The organism is Glutamicibacter ardleyensis (assembly GCF_014644555.1).
Classification (GTDB): domain Bacteria; phylum Actinomycetota; class Actinomycetes; order Actinomycetales; family Micrococcaceae; genus Glutamicibacter; species Glutamicibacter bergerei.
Genome location: NZ_BMKX01000001.1, coordinates 471,623 through 485,817 on the forward strand (window position 1 = coordinate 471,623; position 14,195 = coordinate 485,817).

The 14,195-nt window shown below is 61.6% G+C and carries 18 protein-coding genes; 4 read left to right on the forward strand and 14 right to left on the reverse strand.

Features of this window, described 5'->3' with window-relative positions; all coding sequences use genetic code 11:
- The first annotated feature begins 102 nt into the window (after positions 1 to 102).
- Genes IEX04_RS02145 through IEX04_RS02155 form a run of 3 tightly spaced genes read left to right on the forward strand, consistent with a single transcriptional unit; the run spans position 103 to position 2,182 of the window.
- Complete coding sequence (locus tag IEX04_RS02145) at positions 103 to 927, forward strand: DsbA family protein (protein WP_188683321.1); 825 nt, start codon at positions 103 to 105, stop codon at positions 925 to 927.
- Positions 927 to 1,835 (forward strand): cytochrome c biogenesis CcdA family protein, encoded by a 909-nt coding sequence (locus IEX04_RS02150; protein ID WP_188683323.1) that lies wholly within the window; start codon positions 927 to 929, stop codon positions 1,833 to 1,835. The genes IEX04_RS02145 and IEX04_RS02150 overlap by 1 nt, the downstream gene beginning before the upstream one ends.
- Positions 1,832 to 2,182, forward strand: coding sequence for a DsrE family protein (locus tag IEX04_RS02155; RefSeq protein WP_188683325.1), 351 nt, complete (start codon positions 1,832 to 1,834; stop codon positions 2,180 to 2,182). The genes IEX04_RS02150 and IEX04_RS02155 overlap by 4 nt, the downstream gene beginning before the upstream one ends.
- A 68-nt stretch (positions 2,183 to 2,250) precedes the next feature.
- Here IEX04_RS02155 and IEX04_RS02160 read toward each other — a convergent pair whose 3' ends face one another.
- The 7 genes from IEX04_RS02160 to IEX04_RS19230 all read right to left on the reverse strand — a co-directional run bounded on the left by IEX04_RS02160 (position 2,251) and on the right by IEX04_RS19230 (position 8,033).
- Positions 2,251 to 2,670 (reverse strand): DUF302 domain-containing protein, encoded by a 420-nt coding sequence (locus tag IEX04_RS02160; protein WP_188683327.1) that lies wholly within the window; start codon positions 2,668 to 2,670, stop codon positions 2,251 to 2,253.
- An 86-nt stretch (positions 2,671 to 2,756) separates the two neighbouring features.
- Positions 2,757 to 4,085, reverse strand: a complete 1,329-nt coding sequence (locus IEX04_RS02165; RefSeq protein ID WP_188683329.1) for an MFS transporter — start codon at positions 4,083 to 4,085, stop codon at positions 2,757 to 2,759.
- Positions 4,086 to 4,139: 54 nt separating this feature from the next.
- Entirely contained in the window at positions 4,140 to 5,036 is an 897-nt protein-coding gene (locus IEX04_RS02170) for a sulfite exporter TauE/SafE family protein (protein WP_188683331.1), read from the reverse strand.
- 63 nt (positions 5,037 to 5,099) lie between these two features.
- Positions 5,100 to 5,396 (reverse strand): rhodanese-like domain-containing protein, encoded by a 297-nt coding sequence (locus IEX04_RS02175; protein ID WP_071214388.1) that lies wholly within the window; start codon positions 5,394 to 5,396, stop codon positions 5,100 to 5,102.
- Positions 5,397 to 5,516: 120 nt separating this feature from the next.
- Entirely contained in the window at positions 5,517 to 6,101 is a 585-nt protein-coding gene (locus tag IEX04_RS02180; protein ID WP_229676950.1) for a rhodanese-like domain-containing protein, read from the reverse strand.
- A gap of 114 nt (positions 6,102 to 6,215) precedes the next feature.
- Entirely contained in the window at positions 6,216 to 7,613 is a 1,398-nt protein-coding gene (locus IEX04_RS02185) for an MBL fold metallo-hydrolase (protein ID WP_188683335.1), read from the reverse strand.
- A 174-nt stretch (positions 7,614 to 7,787) separates the two neighbouring features.
- Entirely contained in the window at positions 7,788 to 8,033 is a 246-nt protein-coding gene (locus tag IEX04_RS19230) for a DUF8730 family Cys-rich protein (RefSeq protein WP_490166353.1), read from the reverse strand.
- A 97-nt stretch (positions 8,034 to 8,130) separates the two neighbouring features.
- Between IEX04_RS19230 and IEX04_RS02190 the strand changes: the two genes are divergently transcribed.
- Positions 8,131 to 8,388 carry a metal-sensitive transcriptional regulator gene (locus IEX04_RS02190; protein ID WP_022876876.1) on the forward strand — a complete coding sequence of 86 codons (258 nt, stop codon included), beginning with the start codon at positions 8,131 to 8,133 and terminating at the stop codon, positions 8,386 to 8,388.
- 1,006 nt (positions 8,389 to 9,394) lie between these two features.
- Here IEX04_RS02190 and IEX04_RS02195 read toward each other — a convergent pair.
- From IEX04_RS02195 to glsA, 7 genes are all read right to left on the reverse strand, one after another.
- On the reverse strand, positions 9,395 to 9,814 hold the full coding sequence (locus tag IEX04_RS02195) for a S24/S26 family peptidase (RefSeq protein ID WP_188683338.1): 420 nt from the start codon (positions 9,812 to 9,814) through the stop codon (positions 9,395 to 9,397).
- A gap of 1 nt (position 9,815) precedes the next feature.
- Positions 9,816 to 10,391 (reverse strand): hypothetical protein, encoded by a 576-nt coding sequence (locus tag IEX04_RS02200; RefSeq protein ID WP_188683340.1) that lies wholly within the window; start codon positions 10,389 to 10,391, stop codon positions 9,816 to 9,818.
- Positions 10,388 to 11,047: a hypothetical protein gene (locus IEX04_RS02205; protein ID WP_188683342.1), complete on the reverse strand. Its 660-nt coding sequence runs from the start codon at positions 11,045 to 11,047 to the stop codon at positions 10,388 to 10,390. Before IEX04_RS02205 ends, IEX04_RS02200 begins: the two co-directional genes overlap by 4 nt.
- Positions 11,044 to 11,613 (reverse strand): signal peptidase I, encoded by a 570-nt coding sequence (locus IEX04_RS02210; protein WP_188683344.1) that lies wholly within the window; start codon positions 11,611 to 11,613, stop codon positions 11,044 to 11,046. The genes IEX04_RS02205 and IEX04_RS02210 overlap by 4 nt, the downstream gene beginning before the upstream one ends.
- Positions 11,610 to 12,200 carry a hypothetical protein gene (locus tag IEX04_RS02215; RefSeq protein WP_188683346.1) on the reverse strand — a complete coding sequence of 197 codons (591 nt, stop codon included), beginning with the start codon at positions 12,198 to 12,200 and terminating at the stop codon, positions 11,610 to 11,612. Before IEX04_RS02215 ends, IEX04_RS02210 begins: the two co-directional genes overlap by 4 nt.
- 23 nt (positions 12,201 to 12,223) lie before the next feature.
- A complete protein-coding gene (locus IEX04_RS02220) occupies positions 12,224 to 12,775 on the reverse strand; it encodes an alternate-type signal peptide domain-containing protein (RefSeq protein WP_188683348.1) in 552 nt (183 codons plus the stop codon).
- A gap of 367 nt (positions 12,776 to 13,142) precedes the next feature.
- The gene (gene glsA / locus IEX04_RS02225; protein WP_188683350.1) at positions 13,143 to 14,189 is read right to left on the reverse strand and encodes a glutaminase A; all 1,047 of its coding nucleotides are present in this window, start codon (positions 14,187 to 14,189) and stop codon (positions 13,143 to 13,145) included.
- Positions 14,190 to 14,195 lie beyond the last annotated feature (6 nt).

The following is a 14,195-nucleotide window of genomic DNA, read 5'->3' on the forward strand; positions in this document are numbered from 1 at the left end:
GAGAGCGTCCCCGTGTTTGCCCTTCGGACCGCTTGTCTACTATAAAGAATAGTAGACCTACTATGCAGCATAGTAGCCAATCGAGCCGAAGGCAGCGAAAACGTGCAGCAGATCCCTGGGAACAACAAGGCAGAAACCGAGAACCGGAAGCCCGCACCGGAGCGCGGGGGCACGTCTGGAACACGGCGCAAGGTTCCGTGGCTGTGGATAGCACCCATTCCCGTGGCTCTGGCCATCGGTCTGCTCATCGGCGTGCAACTGCCGGTCGGCGACCGGGCCCCGGGTCCAGCTGCGCCGGCTGCCTCAGCCCAAAATCCCGGCTCACAGGCCCCCGGGCAGGACACCAACCCACCGGCGCCCGCATTTCCCGATGTGGCGCGACGGGAGGCACAGGATCCCACTGCGCTGGGTGATGTGGATGCCCCGGTGGTCATGGTCGCCTTCACCGACTTCCAGTGCCCATACTGCGCGAAGTGGACGGCATCCACCCTGCCCGAACTGATCACCAAGTACGTCGACCAGGGACAGTTGCGCATTGAATGGCGTGACCTTGACCTGTTCGGCGACGCCTCCCTGACCGCCGCTCACGCCGCACAGGCCGCGGCCATGCAGGGAAGCTACGTGCCCTTTCATACGCGCATGGCCGAAGGCGGCACCATCGCCCCCGGATCCGCCTACAGCGAGAAGAGCCTCAAGGCCACCGCCGAGGACCTGGGCCTGGACGGGGAGCAGTTCCTGGCCGACATGGACAGCAAACAGGCCAAGGATGCGGTGAAGCGCAACCTCAACGAAGCCCAAGAGCTGGCCGTCATGAGTACCCCGGTGTTCCTGATCAACCAGATGCCGTTCGTCGGCGCGCAGCCACTGGAGAACTTTGTGTCCGCCATTGACGCCGAATTGCAGCAGACCGAAGCAGGCCAGCAGTAGTGGAAGCAGGCCTGGTTTTCGCTTTTGCCGGTGGCGTGCTCGGACTCTTCAGCCCGTGCAACGCCATGTTGCTGCCCGCGTTCTTCGCCCATGCCGCGACCTCCGGGCACCGGCTGCGGGTGCTAGGGCTCGCGTTCCTGGCTGGCATGCTGGCCACGCTGGTCCCATTGGGCCTGGGCATCGGATGGCTCGGCGGTGTCCTGGTCATTGACCGCCACCTCCTGCTGGTCGCTGCCGCCTGGGTCATCGTCGCCCTGGGACTCATCCAGGTCTTGGGCGGCGGCTTCGACCTGTCCCGGCTGCTACCCTCGCGCACCCGGCGCCGACGCGCCTCGGTAGGCTCGCCGTGGGGCGCGGTGTTGCTTGGGACGGTGGCCGGCGTTGCGGGGTTCTGCACCGGACCGGTGCTGGGGGCAATCCTGACCCTCATCCTGGCCAACGGCAGCGCATTGGGCGGGGGCATGCTGCTGGCCAGCTACGCGCTGGGTATGGTGCTGCCGGTGCTCGGCGTGGCCGCGGCCATGCGACGCGCCGGCAGTTTCCGCACCACGTGGCTGCGCGGACGCACCGTGACTGTGGGCCGGTTCCGCTTCCACACCAGCGCGCTGATCGCAGGAACCGTAACAATCACCGTCGGGATCCTCATGCTCACCACCGGGGGGCTACTCACCATGCCAGACCTGCTCTCCGCTTCCCTGATGGACCGGATCTCCGATGCGGCGTCCCGGATCGATGCCGCGCTCCCGGGCTGGGCCTGGCCTTCCCTGCTGGGAGCGCTGCTATTGGCCTGGTGGATCGGGCTTGTGCGCCGGAGCCTGCGCGCCAAGGACCCGGCCGCGCCCCTTGAATCACTCGAGGAGGCAAGCCTCGGGGATGGTGCCGGGGTTTCCGCGAAGGCCCGACCATGACCTGGCGGTTGCTGCTGCACCTAGCAGGTCCGGGCACCGAACCATTCCCGGATGTGGCCACGGCCCTGCAGGTGGCCAGCAATGCGCACGAACGGATGTCCGACACCATCGTGGAAGTCATCGTGCAGGGCCCGTCGGTGTCCCAGTTGGCCGCGGACGGGAAGAACGCGCCCGACATCGCGGCCCTACACGGCATCCCCGGCATTTGCATTACCGCATGCGCGAACAGTCTGCATGCAGCCGGATTGGCCCCGGATGCGCTGGTCGAGGGTGTCGCGGTCGTCCCCGCGGCCATCGCGCATCTGGCCCAACGCCAGCACGACGGCGCTGCATATGTCCGCCTCTGACCCGAGCTTGGCGCACTGCTCCCGTGCAAAAAGACCGTGCCAGTGACCTTCACCAACCAGGGGAGAACCTAGGAGCCTGCTTTTTCGGAGATTTCCTTCAGCGCCGCCTGAAGGCGGCCATCGGCATCGTTGGCGACCTCGCGTGTCGCGTCACCCGGGCTGAGTTGGACCATGGTTTGCGGGTCGATGGCCTCAATGGTGGTTTCCTTGGCATCGGGGGCGCGACGCACCACGACGTTGCACGGGAGCAGCGCGCCCAACTGTGGTTCGGCGGCGATGCCGCGCTGGGCCAATTGCGGGTTGCAGGCCCCGAGGATGATGTAGTTCCCCACGGCGTCCCCGGCTTCCTGGCCCAGCTTCCGGGCGAAGGTCTCCTTCACGTCAATCTCCGTCAGCACGCCGAATCCCTGTTCCGCCAAGGCGCCGCGGGTCCGGTCGACGGCGTCTTGCCATGACAGCGGGACGGTGATGGCGTGGGTGTACGTCATGGTGTTTCCCCTTGGGTTGTCGTGCGGAGGCCGGCCAGGGCGGCTGCGGGTCCCGCCACGGCGGGACTCTCGGTTCCGTGCCCATGCTACGTGTTGGGCCGATCGCGCGGAAGCATTGCCAAGGTATCGCCGGCATGGAAGGGCGGTGAAAGCCGTTGGTGCGTTTCATACATGCGGACCGCGACAACCAGGGACGCGGCTGCGCTGAGGGCGGCGGCCATCCAAATGGCCGCGTGCAGCCCCATGAGGTCGGCAATGATCCCGCCGGCGATGGCACCGACGGCGTATCCGAGGTCGCGCCAGACCCGGTAGACCCCCACGGCCCGTCCTCGCCATGAGGGATGGGCGACGTCGCCGACCGTTGCCAGCAGCGTGGGGTAGACCATGGCGGTTCCCGCGCCGAGCAATACGGTTCCCGAGGCCCAGGCACCAAAGCCGTCCCCGAGCGCGATGATCGCAAGGGCTCCGGCCTGGACCAACATGCCGGTGGTGATGAGGTGTTTGCGTCCGATCCGGTCCGAGAGAGCACCGGTCGCCATTTGGCCTATGCCCCAGACCCCGGGATACAGGGCGAAAAGCAGGCCGATCTGGCCCATGCTGAGATCCGCGGTGGCGAACAGCAGTGGGAACAGGCCCCAGGAGAGTCCGAAGTTCAGGTTGTTCACCAGGCCGGCCAGGCTGGCCGAGGACAAGGCCGGTTCCCGGAAGCTGGTCAGGGAAAAGATTTGGCCGTTGGCTAGGTTGGCGTCCAGGCCATGCCGGGCGGAGGCGCCCCGGGCAGCCATGTTTCCGGCATCCAGGAGGGCATGTGGGCGGGTCTCCCGGACGAAAAGGCCCGACAGCAGCAGTGCCAAGGCGGTGTAGGCGATTCCCAAGAGGAAGGGCGCCGGACGCAGCCCGTACTGTTCGGAGAGGTATCCGGCCAGCAGGGACGTGGCGGCCACGGCACCGTAGCCCGCGGCCTCGTTCAGTCCCATGGCCAGGCCGCGCTGGGTCGGGCCTACCAGATCGATCTTCATGATGACGGTGGTCGACCAGGTCAGGCCTTGGTTGATGCCCAGCAGAACGTTCGCGGCGACGACCCAGCTCCAGTCCGGGGCGAAAATGAGCATGAGCGGCACCGGGATGGCGAAGAGCCACCCGGCCAGCAGCACGGGCTTGCGTCCGTAGCGGTCCGAGAGGGTCCCGGCGAACCAGTTGGAGGTCGCCTTGGCGATCCCGAAGGCCGCCACGTAGGCGAAGAGGAACGTGTATCCGCTCAGGCCGAACTCCGCGTGGGCCAGCAGCGGAAGGACGGTTTGCTGTTGCCCGACCATCCCGCCGACGAGTGCGTTGACCGCGACAAGCAACGCGAACTGGGCCGCGTTGGCGCGCAAACCCAGGACAGGGAGGATCTTGGTGGTGGACGGTTTCATGCGCGGACTCCTGGAGTGCCGAGGCTGGAGGGGCAACACGGCGGGGAGCCGGGGCTAGCGGGCTTCGGTTGCCGTGGTGGTGGCGGGTGAACCCAGGGACTTGCGTCGCAGGGGGCATGCGGGGATGGCAAACCAGCACAGGGCCGCGGCCGCGGCGATTGCGGTGGCCGCGAGGCCCAGGATGAGGTTGGCGGGGGAGGGTAGTTCCTGGACGAGGACGAAGACGCCCATGGCCAGGACGAAGAAGCCAAAGCCCTTGCGCAGGGCCGCTTCGGGGATGCGTCCGGCCAGGCGTGCGCCGAGGAAGGAGCCGAGGATCGCGGCGGCTGTGACTCCGCCGACAAGTGTCCAGTCCAGGGTGACGGTGGTGAGGTAGCCGCCGAGTCCGGCGAAGGACTTCATGGCGATAACCACCAGCGAGGTGCCGACGGCGACGGGCATGGACAGGCCGCCAAGCAGGGCGAGTGCCGGAACGACGAGGAAGCCGCCGCCGGCACCGACGAGCCCGGTGACAAAGCCGACGACCAGGCCCTCGATGATGACCTTGGGCACCGGCAGATCCCCCTGGTGGGGTGCGCCTGCGGGGTTCTTACGGCCGCGGATCATGGCCAGGGAGGTGGCGACCATCATGAGAGCGAAGGCGATCATGAGGATCGTTCCGGGAATATGGCCCCCCAGGAGGCCGCCGCCGAAGGCCCCTGCCATGCCGGCGGCGCCGAAGACGACTCCGGTGCGCCATTTGACGCGCTTCTTGCGGGCATGAGTCACGGCGCTGACGGCGGAGGTCGCGCCGACGACGAAGAGCGAGGCGGCGATGGCTTCCTTGGGGTTCATGCCGGCGACGTAGGTGAGGATCGGGACGGTGAGGATGGACCCGCCCCCGCCGAGCAGGCCGAGGGAGATCCCGATCAGCACCGAGAGCAGGAGGGTGAGTGCGAGGGTGAGGGTCATGGAGGTGGCCTTGTCTGGGGGAGGAAGGGCGGAGGGCGTGCGGGTTGGCGCCGGTGCGTGGCTTTAGGTGACGGGCAGGCCGGCACGTTGCCAGGCGGTCATGCCGCCGGCCATGGTGTCGGCGGTGAATCCGGCGCCGGTGAGGGCGTCGGCGACGCGGGCGCTGCGGTTGCCGCTGCGGCAGATGACGATGACGGGGCGGGTCCGGTCGATCTCCCCCAGGCGGGTGTTGAGCTCGCCCATGGGGATGTGGAGGGCGCCGGGGATCATGCCCTCGGTGATTTCGAAGTCTTCGCGGACGTCAAGGAGCTGATCCGTGGCACGTCGCTGGTCGGTGTCGGTGATGGTGATTTCGGGCATGGTCTGCTCCTTCGGGGGCGTGTTCAAGGGGTATGTGGGTGCTTTCCGGGCCCGGATCAACGCGACCCGGGCCCGGAAACCGGGAGGAATCCGGTTGGCGGCGGGCCAACCGGGTGTGCGCTAGGACTTCTTGGGCGGAAGCTGGGCGAGGACCGATGCACGGGTCGGCTCGTTGCCGGTCTTGTTCCACGGCATCTTGGCCAGGGCCTTGCCCATGGCGCAGGTGTTGGTGGCCGCGGAGAAGGTCAGGCCCGCGCCGATGGCACCGGCGACGGTGCGCAGCTGCGGGGACAGGAACTTCCCACCCACCAGCCCGGCCACCACGAGGGAACCGGCGGCCATGCGCACCTGGCGTTCCAGGTCCCAGCGCTTGGAACCCTCGACGGTCCCGCCACCGGCCTGCTTGTAAGCCGGGACGCCGCCGGACAAGACATGGGCGTTGCCGAATCCCACTGACGCGAGGTTGGTCTTGGCTTCGGTGGCGCGCACGCCGGATTGGCAGACCAGCACCACCTTGGTGTCAAGCTTGGCCGCGAGTTCCTCGGTGTGTTCTGCCAGCAACGGGAGGGGGACGTTGTAGGAGCCCTTGATATGCAGGGATTCGAATTCGGCGGCGGAACGCACGTCCAGCACCACGACGTCGGTGCCGGTATCGATCCAGTCCTTGAGCTCTTCGGGGCTGGTGGCCTGGGGGATGGTGTTCATGGGGGTGTGGGCCTTTCTGCCGGGCATGGCGCCCGGCCGGTCCCGCATCCGGAAAGGGGGATGCGGGACCGGGAATACGTAGAATTTATTGTTGAGGGATGGGCAGTGGAGAACCTAGGCGTTCTGCATTTGCTTCCAGTCGGCCCATCCGGCGTAGCTGCCCTCGAGCTCGACGACGTCGAACCCGGCCCGGCGCAGGGCGGAGGCGGCCACGGAATTGCGGACCCCGGACTGGCAGTAGCTCACGATCACGCCGTCGGACGGAAGGTTCTCGGTGTTCCAGAGCACCCGTCCGGCGTTGAGCTGTTCGGAGCCGGGCACGTGTCCGGCAGTGTGCTCGGTCTTGTTGCGCACATCCAGCAGCAGGGCGGCATCGAACCCTGCCAGGTCGGCCGGGGAGATCGTGCGGGGCACGTAGACCGGCAGGCCGTCCAGGGAAGTGATGTATCCGGCGACGCGGTCGATGCCCACGCGGATGAGGTGGTCCCACATCTCGGTTGCGCTTTCGCTGTTCGGGGCCAAGAGCACCAGCGGTCGCTGGTCCGTTTCCGGGTCCACGGCCCAGGCGCCGTAGCTTGCGGCCTTGGTGCCGGCCGGGATATTCAGTGCCCCGGCGACGGTGCCCTCGTGGACCTCGGTGTGGTGGCGGGTGTCGACCACGCCGATGTCATCCGCGGCCAAGGCGGCCGCGACGTCCCCGGTGGCCAGTTCGGCCAGCGGTGCGCGTTCGCCCAGGATGGCAGGGCCCTGGCGGTTTTCGCGCTTCATCCGGCCAAAGTAGGCGTGCGCGTCGGGCTGCCCGTCAAGCAGTGCCTCGACGAACCCCGCCTCGTCGTTGGCCTCCAGGTACGGACCCCACCAGGCGAAGCTGCGCTCATATCCGACGGTGGAGGACGGGATCGCGCCCAGGGCCTTGCCGCAGGCGCTGCCGGCACCGTGGCCGGGGTAGACCTGTACGTAGTCGGGCAGGGTCAGGAACTTGTTCTTCAGCGAGACGAACAAATCATGCGCCCCGGCGAAGCGGGTGTCGGTGCCGCCGGCGGCCTCATCGAGCAGGTCCGGACGGCCCAGGTCCCCGGAGAAGACGAAGTCACCCGAGAGCAGGAAGCCCGGCTTGTCGCTGAAGGCGCCGTCGGTGACCAGGAAGGAAAGGTGTTCGGGGGTGTGTCCCGGGGTGTGCAGGGCGGTGACGGTGATGTTTCCCAGCGTGATGGTGGACTGGTCAAAGAGGCGTTCGGCTTCGAATTCGTATTGCCAGTCCGGCCCGCCCTCGCCCGAAACGTAAATCTCCGCGTCGGTGGCGGCGGCCAGCTCCCGGGTGCCGGAGAGGTAGTCGGCGTGGATGTGGGTCTCGGTGACGGCGGTGATCTTCATGCCGTTTTTTGCGGCAAGGTCCCGGTACACCTGGATGTCGCGCCGGGCGTCCACCACGAGGGCCTCGCCCTTGGCCTGGCAGCCGATGAAGTAGCTGGCCTGTGCCAGGTCCTCGTCATAGATTCGTTCGAGAAGCATTGGTTCTCCTTGTGGTTGGTCAGTTTACCCTTCATACCCCTGGGGGTATCCGGTTCACAGACAACAATAATACCCCCTGGGGTATCCGTCAAGTCGATCACGGATGCACAAAAAAGCGGCGATCGACACCATCGGGAATGGTGCCGATCGCCGCAGGCGCATGCGAGGCTGGGCCTAGCGGCCCAAGAGGCGCGCGAAGAAGCCGCCTTTCTTGCCGGACTCCTTCGGGGCATTTGGATCGCAGGAGCAGCGCTCGCTCCGCGGCACGTGGGCCATGACCTGCTTGACATGCTGGCCACATCCGGCCCAGGTGGTTTTCTGGCACTTACGGCATTTGGTCGCACGGCACATATGGTGACTCCTTGCGTCTGGGGTTGTTGATGGAGGCTTGGCCGCCCCCTCTGTATTCGAGTATGGCATATACCCAAGGGGGTATCGAGAATCACTGCCATTGATACGCTAAGGGAACCCCCGGGGGTATACCATTGAAGAAATCAACACCTTGAAGGGACCCACCATGGAACTTGAAGCGGACACCATGAAACCGGCCATCAACAGGCTCAAGCGCGCCCAGGGCCAGCTTAACGCCGTGATCCGCATGCTGGAGGAAGGCGGCGACTGCCGCGCGGTGGTCACCCAGCTTTCCGCCGCCTCCAAGGCCATAGACCGTGCCGGGTTCTCCATTATCGCCACCGGGCTCGAGCAGTGCCTGAAAAGCGAGGACCCCACAGCCGACCGTGCCGACATGGAAAAACTCTTCCTCTCCCTGGCCTAGTCCCAGCCATCCAGCGATAGCTCTCGCCGAGACCACCCATGGAGTCCGGCAGGACCACTGCGCGAACTTCGGCAGTGCGGCGGTTCCGCAACCGCCGAGGAATCACTCCCTGCCGCCAAGCGAGCCGTAGCGATCAGCACCCCTGTTCACTAATCAGACGCCGCGCACCGAGCGACAGCAGTCAATGTGGGTGCTTGATCCATCGGCCCGAAGATGCAACAGCCAAGGCCAGAAAACACCGCCACTAAGCACTGTGAAAAACAGGCCACTTATCGTTGTGGCTCACAAGTATGCACGTCAATTTTTTCGAAGTTCCCAACAACCCAGCCGTCGCATGGACCCTGTTGAAAACGATTGGCGCAGACGTCCACCCTGAGGGATATGTGGCAGATATTTTCACCGTGATCGTGCGATCGTACCCTAGAAGTTCACCGAGGAGCGAGAGCAACGTATTGAGAATCCCGGAGCTGCCCACCGTAGTGAGACTTTGCTGTCTAACAGATGCTCCTAATGGAATATTCGTAATTTGGTTCGTATTCGACGGGGTCCCATCAGCATTGTTAACCTGCACACTCACCAAATAACCGGTAGGTGCTATCGATCCAGACAAAGGCGCAGACCAAGTAAAATCGATCGTCTGATTCCTTGTACTGGTGTTTCCTACCCTTGATTGCGTGCAGGTGGTTCCCGCTGGCGCAGACATTACATCTGTAGCTAGTGCAGCCGACCCTTGCGCAGTAGCACCAAAAGCAGCCATAGTTGATTCAACCCGGCCCGCCCAGCCCACTGACACGGCTAAAGCAAGAACCACCACTAGCCCGGTCCAGGTAAACAATATAGAATTTCGATCCCTAGATTCGTCTGGTTTCCCAGTCGCACTAGGCCGACGACGACTATCGATATCATCTAATTCATCATCATCATTCGCACCTCGGCGAATGAAAGCTAGATAGAATACATACGCGCACAGTAGTCCTCCGCCGAAGAAAGCCCAAGGCTGGCCAAACTAACCAATCACGTACCCCAGGTTTGGAACGCTGAATAATAACCGGTCAGCGCTCTCCACCGCATACGGCTGCAGGTCCGCTACAGTATTGGCATCCCCTTTGAGAATGAGTCCCAGCGGCGTATTCTCCAGTATCCGATGGGTAACCCGCATTTGGTCTGCTGCTACGACGGAAACCACTTGGCCGGGATCAAGTTCACTGACCGGAGTAGTGACTGCTAGACCAAATGAGCCCGTCGGGATCTCCGGCGCCATCGACCCCGAAGCAAAAATCAGTGGCTTGAACCCGAAGATTAGAGTCATCGCTGTCATGAGAATGCAAAGAGAACCAAGTACTGCACCTAGGTTAAGCATCAAGCCTTGCCATCCGCACGCGATCTTGTTCTTGTTCTCAACGGTTGATGATTTTCGCAGACTCATGCTAGGAACCAACCGTTGAGGTGAAAGTCAGACCAATACTTGTTGTTGCTCCCTGCAAGGAGTTAGCAGCTGTTGTCGGCAGCGCATATTGGATACAAAGCGACTCCGAAGCTCCGGAATCTAAAGTGCGTGGAATCGAAGAACCGTTGAACTGTGCACCCGCGCTCTTGGAGACTATGGTCGTTCCACCTGAACACGTGACATTGGCGCCGCTGCCGCTGACGGTTGCGCCAATCTTGAGGGAGATGTTCAGTCCCGCACCCAAGGTGGTAGCCCCCGATTCGGTGACCTTTCCCTGAACCGTATATGGAGCCGATATTGTTCCCGTGTTTTTGACAAGCACCGTAGACACCGAGCTGGTGCCCGGATACAAATTACTGCCAGTGATGGGCATCTGATAGGTAGTTGCACTAGCTGCATCTGCCGTTGCGCCAACTCCCAGAGCGACGGTAGCGGAACTGATATTGGAGGTCGCCGTGGCGGTGCCTGTCCAAGCGGCAAGGGTCGAAACAGCACCAAATCCCACAAGGATTCCCAAGGTAAGCATCGCCTTAATCTGCATTCCACGCCGGCTCATCGGGAATCTCCTTCAGTATTCAGAATGGTTTGTCTATTTCGCCGGCTCAGGGCAAAGAGTATTCCGCCGGTGATTAGTGCCCCGATTGCCAACGGCAGGAATCGGGGGAAAAATCCGGTGTCGCCCAGCTGGTCTTGATCTTGAGGCGGTTGAGAGTCTGGATTTTCTACTGGAGGTGCCGATTCTTCATCGGGTTCCTCGCCTAACGGATCCTTCTCGCTTGCCCGTACGCGGATGCTGATGTTCTCCGAGCTGATGTTCTGGGTGGCATTTCCTGCGGCTTCAGGCAGCCACGCACGGACAACAACGGTGGTCGTCTCGCCAGCAGACAGTGAAATGATTCCCTTAGGCGAAGCTTCCGCCCGTAAATCGTTGGCACCTTCGAGGGTGTTCGTGTGCACTGTGATTTCTATGGACTTTGAAAGATCATTACGCACCCACAAGGAACGGCTTATATTTTCACCGGGGATGATTTTTTCAACATTGGTAAAGACAGGCAAAGGGGTATGGCTGTAATTTTCCCCGTCCGTACTGTAGCTCAGTTGGTTGCCGACTGGCGAGGCCGTTGCTGCCTGCGCCGGCGCGTGGGTGAAGGCGAGAAAAAACATCGACGCAATACCTGCGAACAGCCACGCAAAGATTCGTCGAGTGCTCATTTTTCCACCTTGCGCCGGTTGTCACACCACGCACCGGCAAGCATTACAGCTGAGTAGCAAAGCAGTCCACCCACAGCGAGCCAAATCAGCCACGTACGTTGCTGACCGCTAATTGCAGAGTTTACGAATCCTAACAGCGGCACCGCGTACCAGAGTTTTCCTCTAATTTGTTCGGGAACAACCGGTGCGTCATTCGTATTGTTTGCATCACCCCGAAGGATAAATCGCTGTTCACCGCCAAGCGTATTTCCCACCCCGACAACACGATGCGTCACAACTTCTGGTTCGCCTGAAACAAGTTGATAGGTGACCACATCGCCCACCTGAATTTCATTAAGATCAACCGGACGCACCACAACTAACGAACCGGGCTGATAGTCCGGCCTCATCGAGCCGGTAAGTACGGTATACGCAGTCGCGCCGCCTAACCGTGGAATGAGGACCATGATGGCAAGCAATGCGAGAACGACAAAAAGCGCCAGCCATGAGATGGTTTGCCCTACCCACCACAGCATGCCAGTCTTCTCGCGTTCAATTCGAAGCTCTGCCCGACTGCGTGCACTCATTGTTGCTGCCCCACAAAGTTCAGCACCAATTTGAGCGAACCTCCAGAAGCAGCTTGCGGAGCATTCGACGGGACCGACAGCCTCACGCAGAGGTTCTCCTTGCTGGCGTCCCCATTTTCGCTCAGCAATGGACGGGCCACCGCAAACTTGGCCGTCGAATTGGCCGTGCCTTTATAGAGCATTTGTCCGGAGAGCGACTGCCGACCATCGCAAGCTACCGCTGGCATGCCAGCATAAATGCTCAGAATGCTGGAGTCGGCCAGCGCGGTATCGGCATCCGTTGGCGTTCCCGGTTTCGCCGAAGCACCCACGAGGTTGTAGAGCAGGTCGGTAGTCCCGCCGTTGCTCAGCATCAATGGAGCTTGCACATACTGCCCGGGGACTAAATTGGAGCCGTCAAGTTCAATGAATTCGTAGTTCGCTGCCTCTTTGGGTTCGGCTCCCACCAAAAGCAGCAGATTTCCCGTTCTCACGGTGCCCGCATCAATATTTCTTTCGGCGCGCCAAACGGCGGCCGTGCCTTGGGCTCCCAGAAAAAGCGCCAGGACGACGGCCGCGACTAAAGTAAACTTCAGCTGTTTAGGCATTCAATTACCTGCTGCGGAGCGACTTATGAACGGATCTGATCCAGTGTTAAGGTCAGCTGTGTCAAATCGATAGGCTCGTCCATGGTGGTGTTGGGCGTTGTGCCAACTGCACCTTCGTCGAAGGTGACAGTGATCGAAACGGGAACCTCATAAACACCCGGGGCGGCGAAGGTAAGTACGCCGCCTGCTTCGGTAATGCCTTCTGCCGAGGCATCAACATCCAGCGCAATGGTGACATAGGTTTCAAGATCCGCAGGAACGGCACCGACGGTGCCGACAGTCAGTGCCCCCTGGATGTTCTTACCCTCAGCATCGATGGTCACCGTCTGGTTGAATTCGACAGTATCGCCCGGAACAATGTTGTCGGTCACAAGGTCAAACGTCGTGGTTGACGCATCCGGGCTAGCGTCGGTCCAAACCCCTTCCCCGTCGGTGGTCAGTTCTAGGTGACCGGTGGTAACCGTTCCCGCATCGACATTGTCTTCGGCCTGCCACAGTGCGAGAGTACCGGCACCGCCAATAAGCAATGTACCGGCGGCGACTGCCGCAATGGTCGCCTTCGTTGTTTTCTTCATTTTCAGTCCTCACTTTGCCGAGCCCACTGCAGGTCTCTCTACCAGTAAACCGGAAAGGGTAATATTTTCAACACGAGGATAGATAAATATGAACTATCTCAGAATTGCGAGATTCGTAGGTGCCGAACGGCTATGCGTAAACCAAATAAAATGAGAATATTGTGCAACCTGACCTCATATTTTGGAGATAGTCGAAGAAATGATTTATTGGATTGATAACACTCCGAAGCAAGTGGTTAGATAAATTTATCCGACTGGATCCGTAAAATAGACGGTCAGTCATAGCACAAAAAATGGTCGTGCTCACGTGAGCACGACCAAGTCGCTAGGTAAGAATAACCCCACTGAAGGGTCGCCGAAACTAGCTCTAGCCTCTACCGGCCTTTGCCAACAGACTCTTCTCCGGAGCCGACGCAAATAGGTTCAGGCCCATTGCGCGCGACAAGTGTCCGATCGCCAACTGCGCTTTCACCGAGTTGCCTGCGATATCCAAGGGTGGCGAGAACGCGCCAATAGCGCCCTTACCTGGGGCTATAGCGACGATGCCGCCGGAGACTCCTGACTTAGCCGGAATTCCGATCTCGAACAGCCAATCCCCCGAGTGTTCGTAGAGACCACTGGTAGCCACGGCGGCCAGAGTATCACGGCAAACGTCCGCATCCACTACCCGCTGGCCGGTAACCGGATTGACCCCGCCGTCGGCGAGGGTCGCACCCATGACTGCGAGATCATAAGCCGTGACGTTCAGTGAGCATTGCCGGGTGTAGACATCCACTGCGGCCAGTGGGTCACCTTCGATGCGACGGTAGCTTTTAAGTAGTCGACCTACGGCTTTATTTCGTTCATTAGATTCGGATTCAGAGGCATACACGTCATCGTCCAGCGTCAGTTGGCGTCCGGCGAAGGCAGAGAGGCCGGCGCGGACATTTTCCCATTTTTTGGCCGAGGTGCGGCCCGGGATCATCTCGGTGGTGGCGATCGCACCGGCGTTGACCATCGGGTTCATCGGGTGGCCATTATTCAGCTCAACTGCCATCACCGAGTTAAACGGCATGCCGGTGTTATTCACACCGATGCGTTCACGGACAACTTCTCGGCCATGTTCTTGAACCACGAGCGCGTAAACAAACATTTTGGCGATCGACTGAATGGAGAACTCATGCTGGCAGTCTCCGACCTCGTGCACCGAACCGCCCACATGGGACATGGCGATGGCGAAAAGGTCGGGGTCAGCGTGGCCAAGGATAGGGATGTAGTGGGCTAACAATCCATCGTCCACGTCCGAATAACGCTCATGTGCCTCGCGTAGAAGCTCGTCAATTTTCTGGTGTGCCAGCGAACCGGTAGATACCTGCTGGACAACATCATCGAAATCGGTAGGGATGGTGTCGTTCCCGTCCGAAGGATAGTTCATGTTCAC

Excerpts from the sequence above, each read along its gene's own strand:
- IEX04_RS02155 (WP_188683325.1), top strand. The coding sequence starts at position 1,832 with ATGACCTGGCGGTTGCTGCTGCACCTAGCAGGTCCGGGCACCGAACCA.
- IEX04_RS02160 (WP_188683327.1), bottom strand. The coding sequence starts at position 2,670 with ATGACGTACACCCACGCCATCACCGTCCCGCTGTCATGGCAAGACGCC.
- IEX04_RS02165 (WP_188683329.1), bottom strand. The coding sequence starts at position 4,085 with ATGAAACCGTCCACCACCAAGATCCTCCCTGTCCTGGGTTTGCGCGCC.
- IEX04_RS02170 (WP_188683331.1), bottom strand. The coding sequence starts at position 5,036 with ATGACCCTCACCCTCGCACTCACCCTCCTGCTCTCGGTGCTGATCGGG.
- IEX04_RS02175 (WP_071214388.1), bottom strand. The coding sequence starts at position 5,396 with ATGCCCGAAATCACCATCACCGACACCGACCAGCGACGTGCCACGGAT.
- IEX04_RS02180 (WP_229676950.1), bottom strand. The coding sequence starts at position 6,101 with ATGAACACCATCCCCCAGGCCACCAGCCCCGAAGAGCTCAAGGACTGG.
- IEX04_RS02185 (WP_188683335.1), bottom strand. The coding sequence starts at position 7,613 with ATGCTTCTCGAACGAATCTATGACGAGGACCTGGCACAGGCCAGCTAC.
- IEX04_RS19230 (WP_490166353.1), bottom strand. The coding sequence starts at position 8,033 with ATGCCATACTCGAATACAGAGGGGGCGGCCAAGCCTCCATCAACAACC.
- IEX04_RS02190 (WP_022876876.1), top strand. The coding sequence starts at position 8,131 with ATGGAACTTGAAGCGGACACCATGAAACCGGCCATCAACAGGCTCAAG.
- IEX04_RS02195 (WP_188683338.1), bottom strand. The coding sequence starts at position 9,814 with ATGAGTCTGCGAAAATCATCAACCGTTGAGAACAAGAACAAGATCGCG.
- IEX04_RS02200 (WP_188683340.1), bottom strand. The coding sequence starts at position 10,391 with ATGAGCCGGCGTGGAATGCAGATTAAGGCGATGCTTACCTTGGGAATC.
- IEX04_RS02205 (WP_188683342.1), bottom strand. The coding sequence starts at position 11,047 with ATGAGCACTCGACGAATCTTTGCGTGGCTGTTCGCAGGTATTGCGTCG.
- IEX04_RS02210 (WP_188683344.1), bottom strand. The coding sequence starts at position 11,613 with ATGAGTGCACGCAGTCGGGCAGAGCTTCGAATTGAACGCGAGAAGACT.
- IEX04_RS02215 (WP_188683346.1), bottom strand. The coding sequence starts at position 12,200 with ATGCCTAAACAGCTGAAGTTTACTTTAGTCGCGGCCGTCGTCCTGGCG.
- IEX04_RS02220 (WP_188683348.1), bottom strand. The coding sequence starts at position 12,775 with ATGAAGAAAACAACGAAGGCGACCATTGCGGCAGTCGCCGCCGGTACA.
- glsA (WP_188683350.1), bottom strand. The coding sequence starts at position 14,189 with ATGAACTATCCTTCGGACGGGAACGACACCATCCCTACCGATTTCGAT.